Origin of the sequence: Rathayibacter sp. YIM 133350, from assembly GCF_037404875.1 — a bacterium.
Taxonomy (GTDB): Bacteria; Actinomycetota; Actinomycetes; order Actinomycetales; family Microbacteriaceae; genus Orlajensenia.
The window spans coordinates 31763-55187 of the sequence record NZ_JBBELO010000035.1 but is presented as its reverse complement, the minus strand read 5'-3'; the positions used below and the strand labels follow the sequence as shown (position 1 = coordinate 55187).

Below are 23425 nucleotides of genomic sequence, written 5' to 3'. Positions count from 1 at the left end.
GCTACCTCGGGGAGACGGGGAGGGGGCGGCCCGCGAGGCGGCGACCCCGGGTCGCCAACTCTGCGGCGAGCGCACGGATGGCCTGCGCGGCAGGGTCGTCGGGGGCGGCCACGACGACGGGCACCCCGAGGTCGCCGCCGCTGCGCAGGGCGATGCTCAGGGGAACGCGGGCGAGCAGGGGCACCGGGGCGTCGTCGCTCGAGAGGCGACGAGCCAGGTCGTCGCCTCCGCCGGAGCCGAACAGCTCGAGCACGGTGCCATCGGGCTGCGGCAGGCCGGCCATGTTCTCGATGACACCGAGAACGCTCTGACCCGTCTGCCGCGCGACCAGCGCGCTGCGCTCAGCAACATCGGCGGCGGCGGGCTGCGGCGTGGTGACGACGATCACCTCGGCGTGGGGAAGAAGCTGGCCGATCGAGATGGCCACGTCGCCGGTGCCCGGCGGCAGGTCGAGCAGCAGCACGTCGAGGTCACCGAAGTAGACGTCGGTGAGGAACTGCGTGATCGTACGGTGCAGCATCGGTCCACGCCATGCCACGGCGACGCCGGTGCCATCGGCCGCGGGCTCCACGAACATGCCGATCGAGATGACCTTGACCCCGTAGGCGACCGGAGGAAGGATGAGGTCGCCCACCTGCGTGGGGCGCACCGCGCGCTGTATGCCGGTGGCGGCATCCGTCTCGACGAGGCCGAGGATGCCTGGAATCGAGAAGCCGTAGACGTCGGCATCGAGGATGCCGACCCGCAAGCCCGCAGAAGAGAGCGCGACCGCGAGGTTCGCGGTGACGGTCGACTTGCCCACGCCGCCCTTGCCGCTCGTGACCGCGTACACCTTCGTGAGCGACTCTGGCGTGAAGGGGATGGTGCGCGCGGCCTTGCCCGCGCGCAGCTTCTCGGTGAGTGCGCGACGCTCGGCCACCGACATGACGCCGACGTTCACACGGGCCCGGCCGTCTCCCGACACGGACTCCGCCGCCGCGCGCACCTCGCGCTCGATGCGGTCGGCGGCCGGGCAGCCGACGATCGTGAGCTTGATGGCGACGTCGACCGTGCCATCCTCAGCGGCCGTGACGGCGTCGACCATGTCGAGCTCGGCGATCGGCCGGCGGATCTCGGGGTCGAGCACGCGGCCGACGGCCGCCCGTACGCGATCGGCGAGGTCAGATCCGGGCATCGCTCGTCTCTTCTTCACCCCGCGACTCGAGGTGCGCGTTCTCCTCGAGCTGCTCGAGGAGGGCACGCAACTCGGCCCGGATGAAGTCCCTCGACGCCATGTCGCGCATCGCGATGCGCAACGCAACGACCTCCCGGGCGAGGTACTCGGTGTCGGCGAGGTTGCGCTCCGCTCGCTGGCGGTCCTGCTCGATCTGCACCCGGTCGCGGTCGTCCTGACGGTTCTGGGCGAGCAGGATCAGGGGTGCGGCGTACGAGGCCTGCAGGCTGAGTACCAGGGTCAGGGCGATGAAGCCGAGCGAGATCGAGTCGAACCGCCAGGCCTCGGGGGCGAGGGTGTTCCACAGCATCCAGACCACGACGAAGAGCGAGAGCCCGAGCAGGAACCACGGGGTTCCCATGGCGCGGGCGATCCACTCGGTGAAGCGGCCGAAGCGGTCGGAGTCGCTCCGGGTGCGCTTGACGGAGCTCCGCAGTCCCTTGGGAGCGTCGAGCCGGTCGTCAGCCCTGCGTACGCGTGCCATTGGCGCCCCTCCTTCCGAGTTGCGGTGCTGTGCCCGCCGCTCGCGCCACCGGGATGCTTCCCGTCTTCAATTGCGCTCGTGCCGCAGCGCGGCGTTTGACCTGGTCGTCGTCGGAATGGGAACGCCAGTCGTCGGGCAGCAGGTAGTCGAGGATGTCGTCAATGGTCACCACCCCGACGAGTCTGTGGTTGTCATCGACGACCGGAACGGAGACGAGGTTGTAGCTCGCGAGGATGCGGGAGACCTCGGCCGCCGAGGCGTCGGTGCGCACAGGCTCCAGCCCCTGGTCGAGCAGGGTGCCCAGGCGCTCGTGCGGCGGATAGCGCAGCATCCGCTGGAAGTGCACCATGCCGAGGAAGCGACCCGTCGGCGGCTCATAGGGCGGCAGCGTCACGCAGACCGCGGCGCCGATGGCGGGCGCGAGCTCGTGGCGGCGGATGAGGGCGAGCCCCTCCGCCACCGTGGCGTCGGCCGAGAGGATGATCGGCTCGGTCGTCATGAGTCCGCCGGCCGTGTCGGGGGCGTAGCTGAGCAGCATGCGCACGTCGTCGGCCTCCTCGGGCTCCATGAGCTCGAGCAGGTGCTCGCCGCGCTCCTCGGGCAGCTGGGCGATGAGGTCGGCAGCGTCGTCGGGCTGCATCTGGTCGAGCACGTCGGCGGCCCGGTCATCGTCCAGACGGGCGATGATGTCGACCTGGTCGCTCTCGGGCATCTCCTCGAGAACGTCGGCGAGCCGGTCGTCGGAGAGCTCTTCGGCCACTTCATGCCGGCGCTGCTGCGGCAGGTCGAGCAGCGTGTTCGCGAGGTCGGCCGGCTTCATCTCGGAGTAGGTGGCGATGAGCTGCTCGGCCGACTGGGCCTCGCCGGCAGCCGCCTTCTCGCGCACCTCCCGCCAGGTCACGAATGCCGTCGCGCCCTTCGCGAAGGGCGATGCTGAGGTCTTCGGCCGGCGCACGAACAGCTGGCTGACCTGCCACTCGCCCGAGGAATCCTGCTCGATGGCCACGTCTTCGACGATCGCCTCGCCCGAGGCGTCGGCGAAGACCACCCGCCGCCCCAGCATCTCGGCGATCACGCGCACCTCTCCGCCGCGCTGCTCGAAGCGGCGCAGGTTGATCAGGCCGGTGGTGATGATCTGGCCGGCACTGATGCTCGTCACCCGGCCGATGGAGAGGAAGACGCGCTTCTTGCCGGGTATCTCCACGATCAACCCGACCACTCGCGGCGGCTCCGATTTACGGTAGACCACCAGCACATCGCGCACCTTGCCCACGCGGTCGCCCGCGGGGTCGAAGACGGCGCACCCCGCAAGGCGCGCGACGAAGACTCTGGTGGCACTCACGTGTCAAATGGTATGCCCTGTGAGCTCGCCCAGCAGACGGCGGCCGCGTTGCGCGGCCGTGGAAGAATGACCTCATGAGCACGCAGAATCCGTTCCAGGCGGACGGCCGGCAGGGCTATCCGACGCTGCCGCGGGGCGAGGTCGTGGCCAGCTACGAGACCTACGCCGAGGCACAGCAGGCCGTCGACCGGCTCGCGCACGCGGATTTCCCGGTCAAGCAGCTCTCCATCATCGGCAGCGACCTGAAGACCGTCGAACGGGTGACGGGCAAGATGAGCTACGGCCGGGCGGCACTGGCCGGCGCGGCATCCGGTGCCTGGCTCGGCACGTTCTTCGGACTGCTGATGTTCATCTTCCTGCCTACCGGCGGAAGCATCGGCTTCGTACTCGCAGCGGTGCTGATCGGCGCCGGCTTCGGCATGCTGTTCGGCATCGTGACCTACAGCGTGAACCGCCGGCGCAAGGACTTCACCTCGACGATGCAGGTTCTCGCCACGAGCTACTCGGTCATCGTCGATCCTGAATTCGGGAACCGCGCCCGCAACATCCTCAATGCCCCGAGCACGGATGGCGCGCGGGTCGTCGAGGCCGATGCGTCCCCGGTGCGGCCGGGCGACCCGGCGCCCGCCCCGGTGCGCCACCCCGACGAAACGTAGACCGCGCTCCTCGGCGTAATCCCAGCCGCCGACCCTACTCTGACGCGATGGCGAGCGAGCAGGAGATCGAGCGGGAGATCGCCGCGGGCGAGAACCCGCAGCGTCCCGTGCGCCGGATGCTGCGCCGGGCTCACCGCTGGATCCACTCCCATCCCCGGCTGCGCACCGCGTATCGTGCGGGCGTTGCGGTCGTCGGCGTCGTGGTCGCACTCGCGGGTCTGGTGCTCGTTCCGCTGCCCGGCCCCGGCTGGCTGATCGTGTTCATCGGGCTGGCGATCCTCGGCACCGAATTCGCATGGGCGCGCCGGCAATCGGCGTTCATCAAGCGCCAGCTGAGCCGCTTCTGGGCGTGGTGGAACGCCCGTCGCGCGCGGCGAGCGGATGCCGCCGCGGGGTCGAACGCCGACGCCGCCTGATTCTCAGCCGCGAACGGCGCGCATCCACTCTTCGACGTCGTCCGCCGTGCGAGGGATGTCGGCCGAGAGGTTCTCGGCGCCCGTCGCGGTCACGAGGATGTCGTCCTCGATGCGCACGCCGATGCCCCGGAACTCCTCGGGAACGCTCAGGTCGTCGGGCTGGAAGTAGAGCCCCGGCTCGATCGTGAACACCATGCCCTCCTGTACGACGCCGTCCAGGTACATCTCGCGGCGGGCCTGGGCGCAGTCGTGCACGTCGATGCCGAGGTGGTGACTCGTTCCGTGCACCATGTAGCGGCGGTGGTGCTGGTTGTCGGCCTGCAGGGCCTCCTCGGCGCTGACGGGCAGGAAGCCCCACTCGGCGGTGCGCCGTGCGATGACCTCCATCGCCGTGGCGTGCACCTCGCGGAAGATGATGCCGGGACGCACGATGGCGAACGCCGCGTCGGCGGCCTCGCGCACCGCCTCGTAGACGAGGCGCTGCACGTCGCTGAACCGGCCGCTGATCGGGAGGGTGCGGGTGATGTCGGCCGTGTAGAGGCTGTCGAGTTCCACGCCCGCGTCGAGCAGGATGAGGTCGCCCTCGCGCACCGGACCGTCGTTGCGGGTCCAGTGCAGGATGGTCGCGTGCGCACCCGAGGCGGCGATGGTGTCGTAGCCCACGGTGTTGCCGTCCACACGCGCACGCGTGTTGAACACGCCCTCGACAACCCGCTCACCGCGAGCCACCGCCGTGGCCTCGGGCAGTCGTGCGATCACGTCGTCGAAGCCGCGGCGGGTGGCGGCGACGGCGGCGCGCATCTGGCCCACCTCGTAGTCGTCCTTCACGAGCCGCATCTCGCTCAGCACCCGGGCGAGGACGCCGTCGGGTTCGTGATCGGTGCCGAACTCGAGGCTGAACACGCTGTCGCTCGCGTTGGTCGTCAGGGCGGCATCGGCGGCGTAGCGGATGCGTGCCGCGTCGACGCGCTCGCAGATCTCGGGATCTGCCTCGCGCACCACGAGCGTCTCGGAGTTGGTGGCGTCGATCACGCGGGAGAGGTCGGCGATGCCGCGCGTCGCGATGGCGAGGTCGCCGGCGACCTGGCCGAGCGAGGGCCGCGGGCCGATCCAGAATTCGCCGATCTCGGGATTGGCGTAGAACTCGTCGGAGTCCCGCCCGGCCCGCTCGCGGAAGTAGACCGTGGCGTTGTGGCCCGTGGCGGTGGGCTCGAGCACGAGCACGCTTCCGGGTTCGCTGTCGGACCCCCAGCCGGTGAGGTAGGAGAAGGCCGAATGCGCCCGGAAGGCGTAGTCGGTGTCGTTCGAGCGCTGCTTCGGGCTGCCGGCCGGCACGATGAGCCTCTGGCCCCGGAACCGCGCCGACAGGCGGGCCCGACGCTCTGCGGCGAAGGCGGCCTGCTCCCGGGCGGCGGGAACGGCATCCTCACGCGGCGCCCAGTTGCTGCCGATATAGGCCTTGAAGCCCTCGGACCCCGGGGTGGTGGAGCGGTTCGACGTCGCCCGCGGTGCCTCGGTCGCCCGCGACGCCTCTGTCGCCTCAGGGGCGGCAGCATCCGCCCCGGTCGATGCGGCGGTGCCGGCGCGGGTGGAGAGGGAGGTGTCGGTGCTTGCAGCCATGCTCCCATTCTCGCACCGGATGCCCCGACGGCTCTCAGAGCAGTCTGCAGCGCTCCGCGGTGCGCGGGGTCGCTCCGTTCAGCGACGCTCGAGGGTGGCGACGATGGGGCGGTGATCGCTGCCGAGATCGTCGAGCGAGGTGATCACCTGGAAGCGCGTCGGCACCCAGGCGGACGTCGCGAGCACGTGGTCGATGGGGGATCCGAGGAGGGTGGGCAGGTCGCTCGGCCAGGTGCCCACGGCAGCCGCGCCGGTCTGCAGTGCGGCGTCCTTGCACGAGCCGAGCTGGCCGCCCTTGTCTCCGTGCCGCCACATGTGGTCGAGCGTCGCGTTGAAGTCGCCGGCCATGATCACGTCGCCCGACTGGCACTGGCTCGCGAGCCAGTTCAGGTCGCTGCGCCAGTTCGTCATCTCACCGCGCAGGGGCGAGACGGCATGCACGGCGATGATGGTCGGACCGTCGCCGTCGTCGGGTCTCGCCACGACCGTCGGCGAGACGTTGGTGTTTCCGGGCGGCCCCGTTCCGCCCGCGGATTCCACCGTGTAGTCGCCGAGGTCGGGACTGATGAGAAGCGCCGTCGAGCGCGCCTTGTACACGTCGCTGAACGAGAGTCCGAGCGCCCACATCGGACGGCCTCCCGCGCGCATGCGCTCGGCGACCTCGGTGGCGAAGTCGTCGGTGGTCTCGGGCAGCGAGACGATGTCGGCCTTCTGGTCCAGGGCGAGCTTGGCCACCGCCGCGGCTCCCGGATGCCCGCCGAGCGTGTTCCAGCTGACGACGGTGACGCTGTTCTTGCTCGTCGACGCGGTGGCCGGCGTATCCGTCTGACCGAAGCCGCGCGTGGCGAGGATGACCGCGTTCGCCACGCCGAAGAGGAGCGCGATCACGGTCAGCGCCGCCATGAGCTTCCGGGCGGGGCGGATGAGGCAGAGCAGCCCGAAGAGCGCGATCGCCACGATCGCCGCCCCGATCAGCACAGCCCGAAAGGCGACGACCTGGGCGAAACCGAGCTGGTCCTGCAGGCCGAAGGCCTGCGGCCAGGCGAGAAGGAGTGCGGCCAACGCCGCGGCCGCCGCGACGAGGAAGGCGAGAAGGCGGCTGACCATGGCTCTGACAGCATATTCAGGATTGCTGGGCGGATGCCGCGCCACTGCTTCGAATACCGCAAGAGTACGAGAATGCCCGGCGTGTCGGGTACCGACGCGCTCGACGGCGCAGAAGCCGGCGGGAGCCCTCGCCCTACGATGGGAACATGCCGCGGTTCCGGGAGCCCATCGACCTTCACGCCCACTCGAGCGTGAGCGATGGCACCGAGACGCCCGCGGAACTGGTGCGGTCTGCGGCGGCCGCCGGGCTCGGCACCGTGGCCATCACCGATCACGACTCCACCGCCGGCTGGGACGAGGCGGCGATCCAGGCGCGCGAATCGGGCATCACGCTCATTCCGGGAATGGAACTCTCCACCCGCATCCAGTTCGCGAGCGTGCACATGCTCGCCTACCTCATCGACCCCGACGATGAGGCCCTCGCCGAGGAGACGGCGCGCATCCGCACCGCCCGGTTGCGGCGGGCCGAGGAGATCGTGCAGCGCATCTCGAAGGACTATGCGCTCACCTGGGACGACGTTCTCGACCAGACCATGCCTGACGCGACGGTCGGACGGCCGCACATCGCCGACGCGCTGGTGGCGCGGGGTCACGCTCCCGACCGCTCGGCCGCGTTCGCCGGCATCCTGCACTGGCGCAACGGCTACTACCAGCCGCACTACGCCCCTGATCCGCTCACCGGCGTGCGCCTCGTGCGCGGCGCCGGGGGAGTGCCGGTGCTCGCCCATCCGGGAACGCGGGGCGCCGATTCCGTCATCCCGCCCGAACGCCTGAAGGCGCTCGTGGACGCCGGGCTGTTCGGACTGGAGATCGATCACCGCGAGAACAAGCCCGATGCCAAGAAGCGGCTGCACGAGCTCGCGACGCGCTTCGGCCTCGTGGTCACGGGCTCCAGCGACTACCACGGCGAGGGCAAGCCGAATCGGCTCGGCGAGAACACCACCGCTCCCGACGCGCTCGCCGCGATCATCGCGGAGGGAACGGGAACCCGACCGGTCTACCCGGCCTGAGCTCCCGGCCGCCGCGAGCCGCTACGCCTGAGGGGTGGTTCCGCTGGCGGGACGGGGTCCGCGACGACGGCTGCGGTTGCGTCGGCGAGGGGCGCTGTTGCCGTCGTGGTGCTGGGGTCCCTGGCCGTCGTGGGTGCCGGAGGCGACGTGAGCGTCGGCGATCGCAGCGTCGGTGCCTGCGGTCGGTGCCGGAGAGGCAGCGGCGCCGGAACGCGATGCCGAACCACCCGAACGCGTGCGGTTGCGGGTACGCCCGCCCGCCTCGCCCTGGCCGGAGCGGCCCTCCGAGCGCGGGGCCGTCTCCTTGATGGGGGTGGCCTTCAGCCGCCCCTTGGAGCCCGCGGGAATGTCGAGGTCGGTGTACAGGTGCGGCGACGACGAGTAGGTCTCGACCGGCTCGGGCTGGTTCATCTCGAGGGCACGGTTGATGAGCGCCCACTTGTGCATGTCGTCCCAGTCCACGAACGTGACGGCGATGCCGGTCTTGCCGGCACGTCCCGTGCGGCCCGCGCGGTGCAGGTAGGTGTCGTGGTCATCGGGCACGGTGTGGTTGATCACGTGCGTGACGTCGTTGACGTCGATGCCGCGCGCGGCGACATCCGTGGCGATCAGCACGTCTTTCTTGCCGGCCTTGAACGCGGCCATGGCGCGCTCGCGCTGGTCCTGGTTGAGGTCGCCGTGAACGGCGGCAGCGTTGAAGCCCCTGTCGTTGAGTTCCTCGACGAGCTTGGCCGCCGCGCGCTTGGTGCGCGTGAAGATGACGGTCTTGCCGCGGCCCTCGGCCTGCAGGATGCGCGAGACGACCTCGTCTTTGTCGAGCGAGTGCGCCCGGTAGACGACGTGCTTGATGTTGGCCTGGGTGAGGCCCTCGTCGGGATCGGTTGCACGGATGTGGATGGGCTTCGACATGAATCGGCGCGCGAGCGCAACGATCGGTCCGGGCATGGTGGCCGAGAACAGCATCGTGTGGCGGGTCGGCGGCGTCTTCGCGAAGAGCTTCTCGATGTCGGCGAGGAAGCCGAGGTCGAGCATCTTGTCGGCCTCGTCGAGCACCATCTCGGTCACGTTGCCGAGGTTGAGCAGGCGCTGCTGGGCGAGGTCGAGCAGGCGTCCCGGAGTTCCGACGACGATCTGCGCGCCGGCCTTGAGCTGCTCCACCTGGCCCTCGTAGGCCTTGCCGCCGTAGATGGCGACGACCTCGGTCGCGCGGTTGCTCGTGGCGAGCTCGAGGTCTTCGGCGACCTGCACGCACAGTTCACGGGTGGGCACCACGACGAGCACCTGCACGCCGGGGGCGGGGTTCAGGCCGATGCGCTGGATGATCGGCAGACCGAAGCCGAGGGTCTTGCCCGTTCCGGTCTTCGCCTGGCCGATGATGTCCTGGCCGCTGAGGCCGAGGGGGATGGTCTGTTCCTGGATGGGGAAGGGCTCGATGATGCCCTTGGTTGCGAGAGCGTCGACCATGTCCTGGTCGATCTGGAGGTCTGCGAAAGTCACGTGTGCCTGTCGTTGCGATGGAAAGAGAGGTATGCGCCCCTTCTTGTCACCAGGCGCACGGCCGCGCATCCGTTGCGCGCAGCGATGACAGTCTACCGTCAGCCCCTGAGCCGGCCCTGAACGTGCGAGGTCGCCACAGCGCGGGCCGCCTAAGGTAGATGCCGTGGCACAGTGGACGGACCTGACGAGGCGGCGACCGGACTTCAGCCGGCTCCGGTCGCGCTCCGGCGCTCCCCGCACCCGGGTCGAGTTCGCGGAACTGACCCCCGACACGCTGCCCTTCCTCGGGCAGGCGGCCTACATCCAGCTCGAGTTCTTCGAGAACCTGGCCCGCGCCGTCTCGCTGGCGCCCACGCTCGCCGCCAAGGAGGACGTCTCGGTCGCCGCCCGCGCGGTACTGCGCAAGCACCACAAGCTCATCGCCCAGATCCGGGCCCTCGGCCACTCGCCCGACGACGTGATGGCGCCGTTCGCACCCGCGATCGACGCGTTCCGCGTGGCGACCGGCGGGGCCGACTGGTACGAGCTGCTGCTGACGGGACACATCACAGCGGGCATGCTCGACGACTTCTTCGTCACGCTCTCGAGCGCACTCCCCGGCGACGTCGGCGCCCGGGCGGCCAGCATCCTCTCGCGCAAGCCCGAGACGGATGCCGTGGCTGCGCTGCTGCGCGACGCGATCACCGCCGACCCCGCACTGGGCTCGCGCCTGGCGATGTGGGGCAGGCGGCTCGTCGGCGACACGCTCCTCGTGGCGCGGTCGGCTCTGCGCGACTCGAACGCCCACGGCGCATCAGCAGAACGGATCGAGCCCGTCTTCACCGAGCTCATCGCCGCGCACACGCGCCGGATGGACGCGCTCGGGCTCACCGCCTGAGAGGACCGGTTAGCGCGTCGGCCGCCTCCGGCGCGGGGATCAGGCCGTCGCGCTCGGCCGGCTGAGGCGCTCGAGCAGCCGCGAATCGGAGGCGACGCGGCGACGACCGATGACGATGTCGACGAGCACCGAGACGATGACGGTGGCGCCGAGGGTGGCCCACCAGATCCAGCCGCCGTCCCATGCCCAGCCCAGCCAGGTCAGGGCGACCCAGACGATCGCGGCGACGACCGCGCCCACCGCCGGCAGCAGCACGGAGCCGTGCTCATCGCGATGGGGAAGCGCGTAGCGCGCGGCGGCGCCGATGATGGCGCCGCCGAGCACGACGAACAGGAGTTCCATCAGGCGACGAATCCCACGCGACGGGTCTCGGCCGACCCGATCTCGACGTAGGCGAGGGTCGAGGTCGGAACGATGTAGGCATCGCCCTTCTCGTCGACGAGCTTGAGGAATGCGGTCTCACCGCTGAGCGCGGCGCCGACGGCCTTCTCGATCTCGTCAGCTCCCTGGCGGGTCTCGAAGCTGATCTCACGCGGGGTGTTCTGGATGCCGATACGGATTTCCACTGTGCGCCTTTCGTTGGCCTGCCCGCTCAGGTTACGACACCGGCACGCGCCTCCCGTGCCGGTTCACTGTCGGCGGAACCGATTAGCGTTGTGAGCGTGCTGAGATCCCCGAGCGTCGCGTCGACCCCGTCGCCCGAGGCCATCCCGCTCGATTCCTCGCAGCGCGCGGTGCTCGCAATCGCGGACGGCGTCTCGGCCGCCATCATCGGTGCGCCGGGCTCCGGCAAGACCACCGCCGTCGTCGAGATGGTGCGCGAACGCATCATCGGGCGCGGCTACGCCCCGGGCGAGGTGCTCGTGCTCGCCGCCACCCGAGAGTCGGCCACCCGGTTGCGCGACCGCCTCGCCCTTCGCGTCGGCGTGCCGACCAACGGACCGCTCGCCCGCACGGCGAACTCGCTCGCCTTCCAGGTCGTGCGCGCCGCATCCGCTCACCCGCCCGTGCTGCTCACCGGCGCCGAGCAGGACCAGATCATCGCCGACCTCTTGCAGGGGCACCTCGACGACGGCACCGGGCCGGAATGGCCCGACCCGCTCTCGCCTGACGTACGGCGGTTGCGCGCCTTCCGCACCGAGATGCGCGACCTCATGGCGCGAATGGTGGAATACGGGGTCTCGCCCAGCCGCCTGGCCCGGTGGGGGCGCGAGCACGACACGCCGGCGTGGGTCGCCGCCGCCGAGTTCGTGCAGGAGTACGGCGACGTGAAAGACGCCTTCCGTGCGCAGGCCTACGACTCCGCCGAGCTCGTGCTCGAGGCCGCAGCCCTCGTGCGCGAGGCGCAGCTCGGGGATGCGGGCGCGAGCACCCTCGGAGCCCTCGCCGCGCTGCGGCTGCTCGTCATCGACGATGCCCAGGAGGCGACGCGCTCCACTCTCACCCTGGCGAGGGAGTTCGCGCGGCGCGGCGTGGCCGTGATCGCGGCAGGCGATCCCGACATCAGCACCGGTTCGTTCCGCGGCGCGCATCCCGACGCCTTGGGCCGGTTGGGCGCATTCCTCGACGTGCCCGTGGAGACCCTCACCCTCACCGAGGTGCACCGGCACGGCGACGCCATCCGCACGGCGGTCGGCGCCATCACCGGGCGCATCGGCGCTGCCGCGGCCGGTCGGCAGCGAGCGGCCACGTCGGCCGGCTCCGGCGGCGTGGTGCGCACGCTCGTCCTCGACGGTCCTGCGCATCAGACGGAGGCCATCGCCCGCGCCCTGCGCGAGCGCCACCTGTTCGACGGCATCCCCTGGAACGACATGGCCGTGCTCGTGCGCAGCGGAGGGCTGATCGAGCCGCTCTCGCGCGGCCTGGCCGCGCTCGAGGTGCCCACCCGTGTCACGACCGCGGCCTCCGCGCTGCGCGACGAGCCGGTGGTGCAGGCGTTCGCCCTCGCCCTCGACGTCGCCATGGGTCGACGGCGACTGGATGCGGCTCTCGCCGTGCAGCTCGTCACCGGTCCCCTCGGAGGGCTCGATCCCATCGCCCTGCGCCGGCTGCGCGGGGCGCTGCGCCGGGAAGAACTCGCGGCGGGCGGAACCCGGGGCGGCGACGAGCTGCTCGTGGAAGCGCTCACGATGATCGCCGGGTTCGCCGCCATCGACAACGCCACCGCGCGCCGGGCCTCCCGCATCGCCGACAGCATGCGCACCGCATCCGCCGAGGCGGCCGCCGGTGCGAGCATCGAGGAACTGCTCTGGGGAATCTGGGAGCGCAGCGGCCTCACGCGCACCTGGCCGGCGCAGGCACGCGAGAACGGCATCGCCGCCGACGAGGCCAACCGGCACCTCGACGCCGTCGTCGCCCTCTTCGCCGCCGCCCAGCGCTTCGTCGAGCGCACTCCCGAGGCGCCGCCGGGCCTGTTCCTCGACGAACTCATGGCGCGTGACGTGGCGGAGGACACCCTGGCCCCCCGTGCCGTCGCAGAATCGGTCACCGTCTCGACCCCGGCCGGCCTCATCGGGCGGGAGTTCGCCCTCGTCGTGGTCGCCGGAGTGCAGGAGAACGTCTGGCCCGACATGCGCGTGCGCGGGTCCCTGCTGTCGGCGGGCGACGTGGCCGCCCTCGCCACCGGCTCGGCCGAAGCCGCGGCCGATGCGCGGACGGCCGTGCTGCACGACGAGTTGCGCATGTTCGCGCAGGCGCTCTCCCGTTCCCGCGACGAGGTGATCGTCACGGCGGTGCGCGACGAAGACCAGGCGCCGAGCGCCTTCCTCGCCGTGCTGCCGGAACCCGACCAGGACGGCGCAGACCGCCATCCGCTCTCGCTGCGCGGCCTGGCTGCACGCCTGCGCCGGGTGCTCACGACCGAGAGCGACCCCCTACGCAGGAGGCAGGCCGCGGCCGCCCTCGCCCGGCTCGCCGAAGAGGGCGTTCCCGGCGCCGATCCCGCACAGTGGTACGGGCTGGCGGCTCCGAGCACGACGCGACCGCTGCACGACGAGGGCGAGCAGCCCGTGCACGTCTCGCCGTCGCGCATCGAGGCGTTCGAGACCTGCGAACTGCACTGGCTCATCGACTCCCTCGGCGGTTCGACGAAGAACACGGCGTCGAGCCTCGGCAGCATCATCCACGCCGTGGCGGAGGAGGCCGGAGACGACATCGGCTCGCAGGCGCTGCTCGACGCCGTGCAGGAGCGTTGGGGTGAGCTGCCCTTCGAGGCGGACTGGCAGTCCGGCGTCGAGCATGCAAAGGCGGAAGACCTCACCCGACGCCTCTCCGCCTACCTGCACGACTTCCGGGCATCGGGAGGGGAGTTGCTGCGCACCGAGGAGGCGTTCGAGCTGCCGGTGGGAAACGCTGTCCTGCGTGGAAGCATCGACCGTGTCGAGCTGCGCGATGGCCAGGTATTCATCGTCGACCTCAAGACGGGCAAGAACGACCCGGCGACCGACGCCGCCGTGAGCGATCACGCCCAGCTCGGCGCCTACCAGCTCGCCTTCGCCGACCGCGCCATCGAGGGCATGCCCGACGCGGCCCTCGGCGGGGCGCGGCTGGTGATCGTGTCTGCCGGGAGCGCCCGTACCCCGTGGAAGCAGCCCACCCAGCAGCCCTTCGACGACGAGCAGCTCGCGGCCTTCCGGGCCCGTGTGGAGGAGGACGCACGGCGCATGGGCGGAACCACGTTCATCGCCCAGATCGGGGCGCACTGCTTCGACCCCTTCGGCTTCGGCAACTGCCGCATCCACGTCATCGGCCAGGTGAGCGCATGAGACCGGAGCACGCCGTCACCGCCGGTCAGGACGTCAGTCCCGAAGAGCTCGCCGTCGCGATCGGCGACGCCTTCGCACCCACCCCCGAGCAGTCGGCCGTCATCCGGGCCGACCTGCGGCCGACCCTCGTCATTGCGGGAGCCGGAAGCGGCAAGACCGAGACGATGGCGGGCCGGGTCACCTGGCTGCTCGCCACGGGCCGCGCCCGCCCCGAGAACGTGCTCGGCCTCACCTTCACCCGCAAGGCGGCGACGGAGCTCTCCGACCGCATCGAGCGTCGCATCGCCCGGTTGCGGGCCGCCGGACTGCTGCCCGGCGGGGACGCCGACGATGCCCAGGGACTGTTCGACCGACCGACCGTCTCGACGTACAACGCGTTCGCGAACGGCATCTTCCACGACAACGCCGTGCTGCTCGGCCGCGAGCCCGAGTCGCAACTGTTGAGCGACTCATCGGCCTGGCTGCTCGCCCGTCGTGTGGTTCTCGAACACGGCGACGAGCGCCTGATCGCCCTTGCCCGACGCGTCGACGACGTGACGGATGCGGTGCTGCGCCTGGCCCGAGCGCTCGCCGAGAACGAGGCCGGCGCTGACGACGTGCACGCCTTCGCCGCCGACTTCGAGCGACTGGGGAACCTGCCCTACAGCGACCGGCGCGCTGCCGGGCAGTACGCCGATGTCACGGCGGCCCTCGGGCACATCGGCGCCCTGCCCGTGCTGCTCGACCTCGTCGAGCGGTTCGAGGCCGAGAAGCGTCGGCTGGGCCTCGTGGAGTTCTCCGACCAGGTGGCGCTCGCACGCGCCGCCATCGAGCGCAGCGGTGCCGTCGCCGAGGGCTATCGCGAGCGCTACAGCGTCGTGCTCCTCGACGAGTACCAGGACACGTCGGTCGGCCAGACCCGGCTGCTCTCGACGTTGTTCGCAGGCAGCGGGGTCATGGCCGTCGGAGACCCGCACCAGTCGATCTACGGCTGGCGCGGGGCGAGCGCCGACAACCTCAGCCGGTTCACGACGGACTTCGGCACCCCCACGGCGCCCGCCTCGGAACTGACCCTCTCGACGAGCTGGCGCAATCCCGTGACCGTGCTCGATGCGGCCAATCGCGTCGTCGGGCCGCTGAACGCCGTGACCCGCGTGGGCGTGAAGCAGCTCGAGGCGCGCCCTGCGGCACCGAGCGGCGCGATGGCCACCGCGTTCTTCGAGACCATGGACGAGGAGGCGGCGGCGATCGCGGAGTGGCTCGAGGCAAGCCTGCGCGGTCCCGGGGAGACGCCGCCCTCGGCCGCGATGCTGTTCCGTACCCGCAAGCACATGGACTTCTATGCCGAGGCCCTGCGCGAGCGCGGCATCCCGTGCCACGTGCTCGGCATCGGCGGTCTGCTCTCCACTCCCGAGATCGTCGACCTCGTCAGCACCCTGCGCGTGATGCACGACCCGTCCGCCGGGTCCGCGCTCATCCGCTTGCTCTCGGGCGCGCGGCACAGGGTGGGCACGCGCGACCTGGCCCACCTGGCGAGCGTCGCGCGCTGGCTGCAGGCGCGCGACTGGCAGCAGCGCGCCCTGGATGCCGACGTCACCCGAGCGCTACGGGAGTCGGTTGCGGCGGATGACGCCGCATCCATCGTCGACGCACTGGACTTCGTGGCCACGGCCCCTGCCGCCCACACACAGCTCGAGGGCTTCAGCGCCGAGGGACTGGAACGGATGCGGCGAGCCGGCCGCCAGCTGGCCTTCCTTCGCTCACGCGCCTCCCTCGCGCTGCCCGATCTCGTTCGGCTGGTCGAGCAGGAGCTGCTGCTCGACATCGAGGTGGCGGCCAACGAGCGCAACGAGCGCGGCCGGGCCAACCTCGGCGCCTTCCACGACGAGGTCGCGGCCTTCGTCGCCGCGGATGAACGGGGAACCCTCGGCAGCTTCCTCGGTTGGCTGGCTCGGGCCGAGAAGAACGACGACCTCGGGCCCCGCGGGGATGCCGCGGAGCACGGTGTCGTGCAGCTCGTGACCATCCACGCCGCCAAGGGGCTCGAGTGGGATCTCGTGAGCGTGCCCTGCATGACCGAGGCCGGCCTTCCGAGCGAGCCGCGCGAGGGCGGTGGCTGGGTGGGCTTCGGCCAGCTTCCCTACGACTTCCGGGGGGATGCCCGCGAGCTGCCCGTGCTGGCGTGGCGGGCGGCACAGACGCAGAAGGCGTTCGTGGACGGCCTCGCCGTCTTCAAGGACGAACTCAAGGAACGCGCCCACCGCGAGGAGCGACGTCTCGCCTACGTCGCGATCACCCGTGCGCGTGTTGCGCTGCTGCTCACCGGTGCGTTCTGGTTCGACGGGAAGCGGCCCAAACCGCCGAGCCGCTATCTCACCGAACTCGCCGATGCCGGGCTCATCCCCGAACTGCCCGTCGCCCCCGAGAACGACGAGAATCCGCGCGACCACGCGGCCCACACGCTCGCGTGGCCTCTCGATCCCCTCGGCTCGCGTCGCGACGCGGTCGAGCAGGCGGCTGCCGCGGTCGCCGCCGGCTCCACGGACGACATCGCGACGCCGTGGAGCCGCGACATCGACCTGCTGCTCGCCGAGCGCGCGGCACGTGCACGACCTCAGCGCATCGCGCTGCCCGCCCGCATCCCGGCCTCCCGTTTCAAGGACTACGTCGACCGGCCCGAGGAGAGCGCTGAGGCGCTGCGCCGGCCGCTGCCGCAGCGGCCTTACCGGGCGACCCGGCTGGGCACCCTCTTCCACAGCTGGGTCGAGCAGCGCTCGGGCGGCGTCGGCTCACTCGACCTCGTCGATGCCGTGCCCTCGGAGCGGGATGCCGACCTCGACATCTCCGAGGCGTACACCCCCGAGCATGAACGGCTCGCCGAACTGCAGGCGACCTTCGAGCGCAGCGCGTGGGCGAGCCTGCGACCCGAAGACGTCGAGATCGAGATCCACCTCGCCCTCGCGGGCCAGGTGTTCATCTGCAAGCTCGACGCCGTCTACCGCACGGCCGAGGGCTACCAGGTGGTCGACTGGAAGACGGGCAAGGCGCCCAAGGATGCCCGCGACCTCGAGCTGAAGCAGACCCAGCTCGCGCTCTACCGACTTGCCTACGCGCGTTGGAAGGGCGTGGATCCCGACACCGTCGACGCGGTCTTCTACTTCGTCGCCGATGACACCGTCATCCGGCCGGAGCGCATCTACGACGAAGCGGAGCTCGTCGAGCTGTGGTCCTCGGTCTCGTCCGCTTCATCGGAGGCGGCACCCTCGTCGGCGGGAAGCTCGAACAGCCCGATCGGTCCGGTCGCCGTGTCGTCGGCGGAGAACACGTTGCTCGAGCCGGAGCTCGCCCAGACGGGGGCGAGGTTCGGCCCGGTGTCGCCGAACCCGCTGAGGTCGAAGCTCGCGGGGTCGTAGCTGTCGGTCTGCATCTCGCCCACGGCATCCCGTGGGGAACCGGAACGCGGAGTGTCGCCGAGCAGCGCCTCGACCTCGGAGACGGCGAGCACGGGGCCCGTCGCCGGTGAGATCGGGTTCATCACATCGGCGTGCACGCTCTCGACCAGGCCGTCGAGCATGCCGACCGCATCGTCGATCACCGTCTGGTCGTGGGTGTCGACCCCGTGCAGCAGCCAGCGGGCGAGTTCGAGCTCGGCGTAGAGCATCGCGCGCTGGGTGATCAGGCGATCGGATGCCGACCCCCGGGCAGCCGAGTAGGCCGCGATGGCGGTCTCGGCGGCCTCGCCACGGGCCGCAAGAAGCCAGTGCAGGTCGCGCGCCGGGTCGCCGACACGCAGCCCCGCCCAGCCGATGACGGCGCTGACCGCGTCGTCGGACACGAGCAGAGAGGAGGCAGCGAGGGAACCGTTCACGACGGTAGGAGCGAACTGCCAGAGGGCGTCGTTGTCGGTCGCCTCCTCCCAGCGTCGGAGCAGCGCGGCGGGAAGGTGACCGGTGTCGGCCGCGCGGCCGATCAGCTCGATGGTGGCCGAGCGCCCTTCGATGGCATTCTGCTGCGGCAGGCCGGCGTCGCCGATGAAGGCGGTGGGAAGGGCATGGATGGCGGCGATGGCTCGCCCGACGGAGGCGGCGAGGCCCGAGCTGTCGGTGAGCCGATCGAGGTCGAGGGCGGTGCCGGGGAGGAACTCGTAAGCGAGCGCACGGGTCGAGCCGATCGGTGCCTGTCCGAGGTAGGACGGAACGTCGAAGGGCAGCCGACTGCGCACGCCGGTCGTCAGGGCGCGCAAGGCCACGAGGTCGGCGGCCTGCTCGTTCTCGGCGAGAGGCGTGCGCGGCATCCGCACGAGCACCTGTCGCCCGTCGCGGCTCTCGACGAGTGCGGAATCGTAGTCGCCGTGCCCGGTTCCCCCGTGCGGACGGGTGCGCTGCACATCCAGTCCCGGCACGGCGGCGGTGGCGAGCGCGGCTAGAGTGAGGTGGTTACGCGCCATGCCTTCAGGGTATGTCCTCCGCTTCGCGCCGCAGCCACCGCCACGCCTGGTGAGCCGGTTCGGGCGTGGCGCTCTCGAGAAAGGCACTCGGTGGGCTTCAGCGTTCCCCTCGCCCGTCACCTGCTCGATCGGGATGCCGATGCGCGCACCCGAGAGGGACTCGTGGCCGGGCTGCTGGCCGATCCCGCCACCCGCGTGCTCAGCCTGTGGAAGGGTCGCGTGCTGCTCACGCAGAAGGTCGAGGGCAGGGCGCCGACGCTCGAATTGGTCGGGACCGATGCTGTCGACCCCGAAGGGCTCTTCGTCTACCTCGGGCGGCTCCATGTGGGCGGGGGAGAGGTCGTCCCCCTGCTCGGCACCGTCATCGACGACGAGGCCGCGCAGGGGATCGAGCCGGATGCGGAGCGCTGGCAGCCGTTGCGCGCCGCGGCCGCCGTGCTGAGCGATGCCGAGGCGGCTCTCGTCGTCGAGGCGATCGCCGTGTTCAACTGGCACGACTCGCACCGCCACTGCCCGCGCTGCGGGGCTGCCACGCAGGTGCGCACCGGCGGCTGGGTGCGGTTCTGCCCGGTCGACAAGCTCGAGGTCTTCCCACGCACCGACCCGGCCGTCATCGTGCTCGTCACGGATGCCGATGACCGCGTGCTGCTCGGCTCCAATGCCTCGTGGCAGGGCAACCGCTACTCGCTGCTGGCCGGTTTCGTGGAACCCGGGGAATCGCTCGAGCACGCCGTCATCCGCGAGCTGAAGGAGGAGACCGGCCTCGACGTCGTCGAGCCGGCCTACCGCGGCTCCCAGCCCTGGCCCTTTCCGGCGTCGATCATGCTCGGCTTCACCGCAGCACTGGCCCCGCACCAGAAGCCCGAGGACATCGCTCCCGACGGCCAGGAGATTCTCGAGTTGCGCTGGTTCTCGCGCGAGGACCTGCGCGCGGCCCACGACGACGTTGTTCTGCCGGGCGCCGCATCCATCGCTCGGGCCCTGCTCGAGGAGTGGTTCGGCGGGCCCCTCGGCGACGAGGAACGCTGGTGAGCCCGGAGGAGCTGCTCGAGGGCCTCGACGCCGACCAGCGGGTGGCGGCCGAGGCCCTCGTCGGCCCCGTCTGCATGCTCGCCGGCGCGGGAACCGGGAAGACCCGGGCGATCACGCACCGCATCGCCTACGGCGTTGCGACGGGTTCGTTCCCGCCGAACCGGGTGATGGCGCTCACCTTCACCAACCGCGCCGCGGCCGAACTGCGCGGTCGTCTGCGCCAGCTCGGGGCGGGAGGGGTCTCGGCCCGCACCTTCCACTCCGCCGCGCTGTCGCAGCTGGGTTTCTTCTGGCCGCAGGTGGTCGGGGGCTCAGCCCCGGCCCTGCTCGACTCGAAGGCCCGGCTGCTCGCACACGCGGCGGAGCGCATCGGCATGAAGGTCGACACGGCCACGCTGCGCGATGTGGCGGCCGAGATCGAGTGGCGCAAGGTGAGTGCGCTCTCGTTCGAGGCGTACGAGCGCGCGAGCCGCCCCCTTCCCGCCTCGCTCGACGTCGAACGGATGCTCGCACTGCAGCAGGCCTATGAGAGCCTCAAGGACGAGCGGCGGCAGCTCGACTTCGAAGACGTGCTCGTCACCGTGGCGGGCATGATCGAGCAGGAGCCCGCCATGGCGATGCAGGTGCGCGAGCAGTACCGCTTCTTCGTCGTCGACGAGTTCCAAGACGTCTCGCCGTTGCAGTACCAGCTGCTCAACCTGTGGCTCGGCGATCGCCGGGAACTCTGCGTCGTCGGCGATGCCAGCCAGACCATCTACTCCTTCGCCGGGGCGCGCGCCGACTACCTGCTCGATTTCCCCGCCCGCTTCCCCGATGCGACCGTCGTGCGGCTCGAGCAGAACTACCGCTCCGCCCAGCCGGTCATCGAGGTGGCCAACCGGCTGATGCGCGGCCGCCCGGGCGCGCTCACGCTGCATCCGGTCACCCGGTCCGAGGGGCCGGAGGTGCTCGAGCGCTCGTTCCAGACCGACATGGGCGAGGCGCGCGGAGTCGCCCAGCGCGTGCGCGAGCTGCTGGATGCCGGGCACAAGGCGGAGCAGATCGCCGTGCTCTACCGCGTCAATGTCCAGGCGGCCGCGCTCGAGCAGGCCTTCGTGGAGGCGGGTGTGAGCTACCAGATCCGCGGGGCGAAGCGCTTCTTCGACCTGCCCGAGGTCAAGCAGGCCGTGATGGCGCTGCGGGCCGCATCCGTCTCGATCAGCGGGGAGCCGCTGTTCAAGTCGGTCAGCGACGTGCTGCGCTCGATGGGGTGGAGCCAGAGTCCGCCCGACACCCGCGGCGCCGTGCGCGATCGCTGGGAATCGCTCAACGCCCTCATGGGACTCGTCGATGCTGCCGCACCCGGCACGACCTTCCGCGCCTTCACCGACGAACTGCTCGAGCGTCAGGCCAGCCAGCACGAGCCGACGCTCGCCGCCGTCACCTTCGCCACACTGCACTCCGCGAAGGGGCTGGAGTGGGATGACGTCTTCATCATCGGGCTGAGCGAGGGGCTCGTGCCCATCAGCTACGCGCGCAGCTTCGAGCAGATCGACGAGGAGCGCCGGCTGCTCTACGTCGGCATCACCCGCGCGCGCCGTTCGCTGCAGCTCAGCTGGTCGCAGGTGAGTGCCCAGCAGCGGGGAACGCGGGCGCGTTCGCGTTTCCTGGAAGAGCTCGGCATCCACACCGGGGGTGCGGCTCGTGCCGGCGCCGCTCGGAGCGTCCAGAAGACGGGTCGATGAGAACGGATGCGCGGCTCAGCTCGTTTGCGCCGGTCGTGACCCGCTGCCAGACCAGCGCCGCGACCAGGGCAGCGGCCCGCTGGCTCGCAAGGGTCGTCTCCGCGGCCGCCGGCGACCGCACCAGCTGAGTGGCGATGACCGGCCAGGAGGCGTCGGCATCCGTTCGGGCCAGGTCGAGGCAGTAGAGACAGGGGCCGGCCCCCGGTTCGACGAACGGGCCGACCGCCACGCTCTCCCAGCCGAAGACCACGGGCAGGTGCGCGACATCGCGGTTCAGCCACGGCGCATAGCGGGCCGGCGGAAGGGCGTGGGCGGCGACGATCACCGCGCAGTCGGGGTCGGCACTCCCGGCGGCCACGTGCAGGCCGAGTTCTCGCAGGTGGGACCCGATCCGGGTGGCCGTCGGTCCCGTGCCGTCGATCACGACCCTCGGCGCGGGCGCACGCGGGGGCTCGGGCCCGTCGGCGAGCACAGGGGCGACCGCCGCGAGCACGCGCTCGAGCGTGCCCGGCGATGCCCCGGCCCCTGCGGCGATCAGTTCGAGCGACGCCGCCGAGAACCCGACGCGCAGCGCACCGATGATGCGCTCCTCCGCCGCCGTGACGGAGGGGAAGACGGCCACGGCCCGCTCGCCGCCGAGTTGCAGCGTGTCGGGATTCCGCCAGACGAGCGGCACCCGGGGGTCGATTCGAGGCATGCTCCGAGCATCACCCAGTGGGCGACGCGACCGCCGAAGTTATCCACCGATCGCCCGACCGCACCGACCCCGGCGGCTCAGCGCTCCGGTTCGGCGGGGCGCTCCGGCCCATCTCCGCGCAGCAGGTCTTCCAGCGCCTGGTCGACGTCGTCGAGTTCCGGCTCCGCCCCCGATGCGGCGTGGGCGAGGCGTGCCACGAGTGCCAGCGGGTCATCGAGGTCGGATGCTGTGGGCAGCAGGTCGGGATGCGCCCAGAGCTCGTCGCGCGCGTCGCGCCCCACGGCATCCGTCACCGCCTGCCACATGGCCGCGGCCTCGCGCAGGCGACGCGGGCGCAGTTCGAGGCCGACAAGCGTCGCGAAGGCGGATTCCGCGGGGCCGCCGGCCGCGCGGCGCCGACGGACCATCTCGGCGATGGCGACGGAGCCGGGAAGCCGGCTGGTCGCCTCGGCGGTCACGACGTCGACCCAGCCCTCCACGAGAGCGAGCATCGTCTCCAGGCGCGCCAGGGCGGCCAGCTGCGGCTCGGTCTTGGGCGGGATGAGCGAACCGTTGGTCAGCGCTTCGCGCAACTGCTCGGGGTTGCTCGGGTCGAACTGGGCGGCCAGGTCTTCCAGGCCCTCCATGGGAATGCGCAGTCCGCGCGAGAACTCGGTGATGGAGGTGATCAGGTGCAGGCGCAGCCAGCGGGCGTGCCGGAACAGGCGGGCGTGGGCGAGCTCGCGCACGGCGAGGTAGATCTGCACCTGGTCGGCGGGAACCTCCAGGCCCTCGCCGAACTCGTCGACGTTCTGGGGGAGCAGGGCGGCCTCGCCGTCGCCGAGCAGCGGGATGCCGACGTCGCCGCCCGAGACGACCTCGCTCGAGAGCTGGCCCACCACCTGGCCGAGCTGCATCGCGAACAGGGTTCCGCCGACGGAGCGCATGAGCTGGCCGGCGCCCTGCACCATGCCGCGCATCTCTTCTGGCGCCTGTTCCTGCAAGGCGCTCGTGAGCGCATCCGCGATGCTCGTGGCGACCGGTTCGGCAAGCTGCGTCCACACGGGCATGGTGGTGCTGACCCACTGCTTGCGGGTGATGAGCTTCGGTTCGCCGGGCAGCTCCGAGACGTCGATGACCTCGTCGAGCCAGAGGGCGGCGACGTGGAAGGCCTGTTCGAGGGCTGCCCGTTGCTCCGCGCTGACCTGCGTCTGCGTCTCGGCTGCGCGCTGTTCGCCCTGCTGCGTCGCGATGGACCAGTTGATGCCCTCGCCGCTGTTGCGCAGGGCGCTCTGCAGCTGGCCCATGAGGGCGGCGATCGTCGCCGGGTCGTTCGGCAGCCCGGCGGCGCCCGCGAGCTGGCTGGGGTCTATGCCTCCCTGGCCCGACAGGAACTGGCGCAGCATGTCGCGCAGTTCATCGTCGCGGGGGTTGTCGTCGTCGTTGCGATCGGCGTTGTCGGCCACTTCAGGCACCTCTCAGTCGCGTGACTCTACGTTAATGCGAGAAGCTTGGTAGCTTGACGGAAACGGCCGGGTCGGAGCGTGAATGCGCTCCGCTGGTCGCGAACAGGACGCGTTC

Annotated in this window: 17 protein-coding genes and 2 pseudogenes; 8 read left to right on the top strand and 11 right to left on the bottom strand. The window is 71.1% G+C overall.

Annotated elements, in window-relative coordinates:
• Position 1: 1 nt before the first annotated feature.
• Genes WDJ51_RS14175 through WDJ51_RS14165 form a run of 3 tightly spaced genes read right to left on the bottom strand, consistent with a single transcriptional unit; the run spans position 2 to position 3039 of the window.
• The gene (locus WDJ51_RS14175) at positions 2 to 1174 is read right to left on the bottom strand and encodes a P-loop NTPase (RefSeq protein ID WP_337853121.1); all 1173 of its coding nucleotides are present in this window, start codon (positions 1172 to 1174) and stop codon (positions 2 to 4) included.
• Positions 1161 to 1697: a DUF1003 domain-containing protein gene (locus tag WDJ51_RS14170; RefSeq protein WP_337853120.1), complete on the bottom strand. Its 537-nt coding sequence runs from the start codon at positions 1695 to 1697 to the stop codon at positions 1161 to 1163. The genes WDJ51_RS14175 and WDJ51_RS14170 overlap by 14 nt, the downstream gene beginning before the upstream one ends.
• Positions 1675 to 3039, bottom strand: coding sequence for a magnesium transporter MgtE N-terminal domain-containing protein (locus WDJ51_RS14165; RefSeq protein WP_337853119.1), 1365 nt, complete (start codon positions 3037 to 3039; stop codon positions 1675 to 1677). The genes WDJ51_RS14170 and WDJ51_RS14165 overlap by 23 nt, the downstream gene beginning before the upstream one ends.
• A gap of 74 nt (positions 3040 to 3113) precedes the next feature.
• Here WDJ51_RS14165 and WDJ51_RS14160 point away from each other — a divergent pair, with 74 nt between their 5' ends.
• Positions 3114 to 3695: a general stress protein gene (locus tag WDJ51_RS14160; protein WP_337853118.1), complete on the top strand. Its 582-nt coding sequence runs from the start codon at positions 3114 to 3116 to the stop codon at positions 3693 to 3695.
• Between the two features lie 47 nt (positions 3696 to 3742).
• Positions 3743 to 4111: a TIGR02611 family protein gene (locus WDJ51_RS14155; protein WP_337853117.1), complete on the top strand. Its 369-nt coding sequence runs from the start codon at positions 3743 to 3745 to the stop codon at positions 4109 to 4111.
• Between the two features lie 3 nt (positions 4112 to 4114).
• On the opposite strand, the gene WDJ51_RS14150 is transcribed toward WDJ51_RS14155, so the two are convergent.
• A complete protein-coding gene (locus tag WDJ51_RS14150) occupies positions 4115 to 5731 on the bottom strand; it encodes an aminopeptidase P family protein (RefSeq protein ID WP_337853116.1) in 1617 nt (538 codons plus the stop codon).
• A gap of 78 nt (positions 5732 to 5809) precedes the next feature.
• Entirely contained in the window at positions 5810 to 6838 is a 1029-nt protein-coding gene (locus WDJ51_RS14145) for an endonuclease/exonuclease/phosphatase family protein (protein ID WP_337853115.1), read from the bottom strand.
• A 146-nt stretch (positions 6839 to 6984) separates the two neighbouring features.
• Between WDJ51_RS14145 and WDJ51_RS14140 the strand changes: the two genes are divergently transcribed.
• Complete coding sequence (locus WDJ51_RS14140) at positions 6985 to 7848, top strand: PHP domain-containing protein (protein WP_337853114.1); 864 nt, start codon at positions 6985 to 6987, stop codon at positions 7846 to 7848.
• 21 nt (positions 7849 to 7869) lie between these two features.
• Here the strand turns inward: WDJ51_RS14140 and WDJ51_RS14135 are convergent, their stop codons facing one another.
• Positions 7870 to 9345: a DEAD/DEAH box helicase gene (locus tag WDJ51_RS14135; RefSeq protein ID WP_337853113.1), complete on the bottom strand. Its 1476-nt coding sequence runs from the start codon at positions 9343 to 9345 to the stop codon at positions 7870 to 7872.
• A gap of 163 nt (positions 9346 to 9508) precedes the next feature.
• Between WDJ51_RS14135 and WDJ51_RS14130 the strand changes: the two genes are divergently transcribed.
• The gene (locus tag WDJ51_RS14130; RefSeq protein ID WP_337853112.1) at positions 9509 to 10222 is read left to right on the top strand and encodes a ferritin-like fold-containing protein; all 714 of its coding nucleotides are present in this window, start codon (positions 9509 to 9511) and stop codon (positions 10220 to 10222) included.
• A gap of 39 nt (positions 10223 to 10261) precedes the next feature.
• Here the strand turns inward: WDJ51_RS14130 and WDJ51_RS14125 are convergent, their stop codons facing one another.
• Positions 10262 to 10564 (bottom strand): hypothetical protein, encoded by a 303-nt coding sequence (locus tag WDJ51_RS14125; RefSeq protein ID WP_337853111.1) that lies wholly within the window; start codon positions 10562 to 10564, stop codon positions 10262 to 10264.
• On the bottom strand, positions 10564 to 10788 hold the full coding sequence (locus WDJ51_RS14120; RefSeq protein ID WP_337853110.1) for a DUF3107 domain-containing protein: 225 nt from the start codon (positions 10786 to 10788) through the stop codon (positions 10564 to 10566). The genes WDJ51_RS14125 and WDJ51_RS14120 overlap by 1 nt, the downstream gene beginning before the upstream one ends.
• Before the next feature lie 96 nt (positions 10789 to 10884).
• Here WDJ51_RS14120 and WDJ51_RS14115 point away from each other — a divergent pair, with 96 nt between their 5' ends.
• Entirely contained in the window at positions 10885 to 13986 is a 3102-nt protein-coding gene (locus tag WDJ51_RS14115; RefSeq protein ID WP_337853109.1) for an ATP-dependent helicase, read from the top strand.
• Complete coding sequence (locus tag WDJ51_RS14110; protein WP_337853108.1) at positions 13983 to 17378, top strand: ATP-dependent DNA helicase; 3396 nt, start codon at positions 13983 to 13985, stop codon at positions 17376 to 17378. Before WDJ51_RS14115 ends, WDJ51_RS14110 begins: the two co-directional genes overlap by 4 nt.
• A gap of 290 nt (positions 17379 to 17668) precedes the next feature.
• Here WDJ51_RS14110 and WDJ51_RS14105 read toward each other — a convergent pair.
• Positions 17669 to 18412 (bottom strand): annotated as a pseudogene (locus tag WDJ51_RS14105) (phosphotransferase); the annotation flags it as partial.
• Between the two features lie 90 nt (positions 18413 to 18502).
• Between WDJ51_RS14105 and nudC the strand changes: the two are divergent.
• Both nudC and WDJ51_RS14095 read left to right on the top strand, forming a co-directional pair.
• Positions 18503 to 19444, top strand: a complete 942-nt coding sequence (gene nudC, locus WDJ51_RS14100; RefSeq protein WP_337853107.1) for an NAD(+) diphosphatase — start codon at positions 18503 to 18505, stop codon at positions 19442 to 19444.
• Positions 19441 to 21168 carry an ATP-dependent helicase gene (locus tag WDJ51_RS14095; protein ID WP_337853106.1) on the top strand — a complete coding sequence of 576 codons (1728 nt, stop codon included), beginning with the start codon at positions 19441 to 19443 and terminating at the stop codon, positions 21166 to 21168. Before nudC ends, WDJ51_RS14095 begins: the two co-directional genes overlap by 4 nt.
• On the opposite strand, the pseudogene WDJ51_RS14090 reads toward WDJ51_RS14095, so the two are convergent.
• A pseudogene (locus tag WDJ51_RS14090) lies at positions 21101 to 21865 on the bottom strand (TOMM precursor leader peptide-binding protein); the annotation flags it as partial. The gene WDJ51_RS14095 and the pseudogene WDJ51_RS14090 sit on opposite strands and share 68 nt — an antisense overlap.
• A gap of 77 nt (positions 21866 to 21942) precedes the next feature.
• Positions 21943 to 23250, bottom strand: coding sequence for a zinc-dependent metalloprotease (locus WDJ51_RS14085; RefSeq protein WP_443218505.1), 1308 nt, complete (start codon positions 23248 to 23250; stop codon positions 21943 to 21945).
• Positions 23251 to 23425: the final 175 nt, after the last annotated feature.

Bases quoted from the DNA above. Each gene is read 5' to 3' on its own strand.
- WDJ51_RS14125 (WP_337853111.1), bottom strand. From the start codon at position 10,564: ATGGAACTCCTGTTCGTCGTGCTCGGCGGCGCCATCATCGGCGCCGCC.
- WDJ51_RS14160 (WP_337853118.1), top strand. From the start codon at position 3,114: ATGAGCACGCAGAATCCGTTCCAGGCGGACGGCCGGCAGGGCTATCCG.
- WDJ51_RS14085 (WP_443218505.1), bottom strand. From the start codon at position 23,250: ATGCTGCGCCAGTTCCTGTCGGGCCAGGGAGGCATAGACCCCAGCCAG.
- WDJ51_RS14170 (WP_337853120.1), bottom strand. From the start codon at position 1,697: ATGGCACGCGTACGCAGGGCTGACGACCGGCTCGACGCTCCCAAGGGA.
- WDJ51_RS14110 (WP_337853108.1), top strand. From the start codon at position 13,983: ATGAGACCGGAGCACGCCGTCACCGCCGGTCAGGACGTCAGTCCCGAA.
- WDJ51_RS14155 (WP_337853117.1), top strand. From the start codon at position 3,743: ATGGCGAGCGAGCAGGAGATCGAGCGGGAGATCGCCGCGGGCGAGAAC.
- WDJ51_RS14150 (WP_337853116.1), bottom strand. From the start codon at position 5,731: ATGGCTGCAAGCACCGACACCTCCCTCTCCACCCGCGCCGGCACCGCC.
- WDJ51_RS14145 (WP_337853115.1), bottom strand. From the start codon at position 6,838: ATGGTCAGCCGCCTTCTCGCCTTCCTCGTCGCGGCGGCCGCGGCGTTG.
- WDJ51_RS14140 (WP_337853114.1), top strand. From the start codon at position 6,985: ATGCCGCGGTTCCGGGAGCCCATCGACCTTCACGCCCACTCGAGCGTG.
- WDJ51_RS14175 (WP_337853121.1), bottom strand. From the start codon at position 1,174: ATGCCCGGATCTGACCTCGCCGATCGCGTACGGGCGGCCGTCGGCCGC.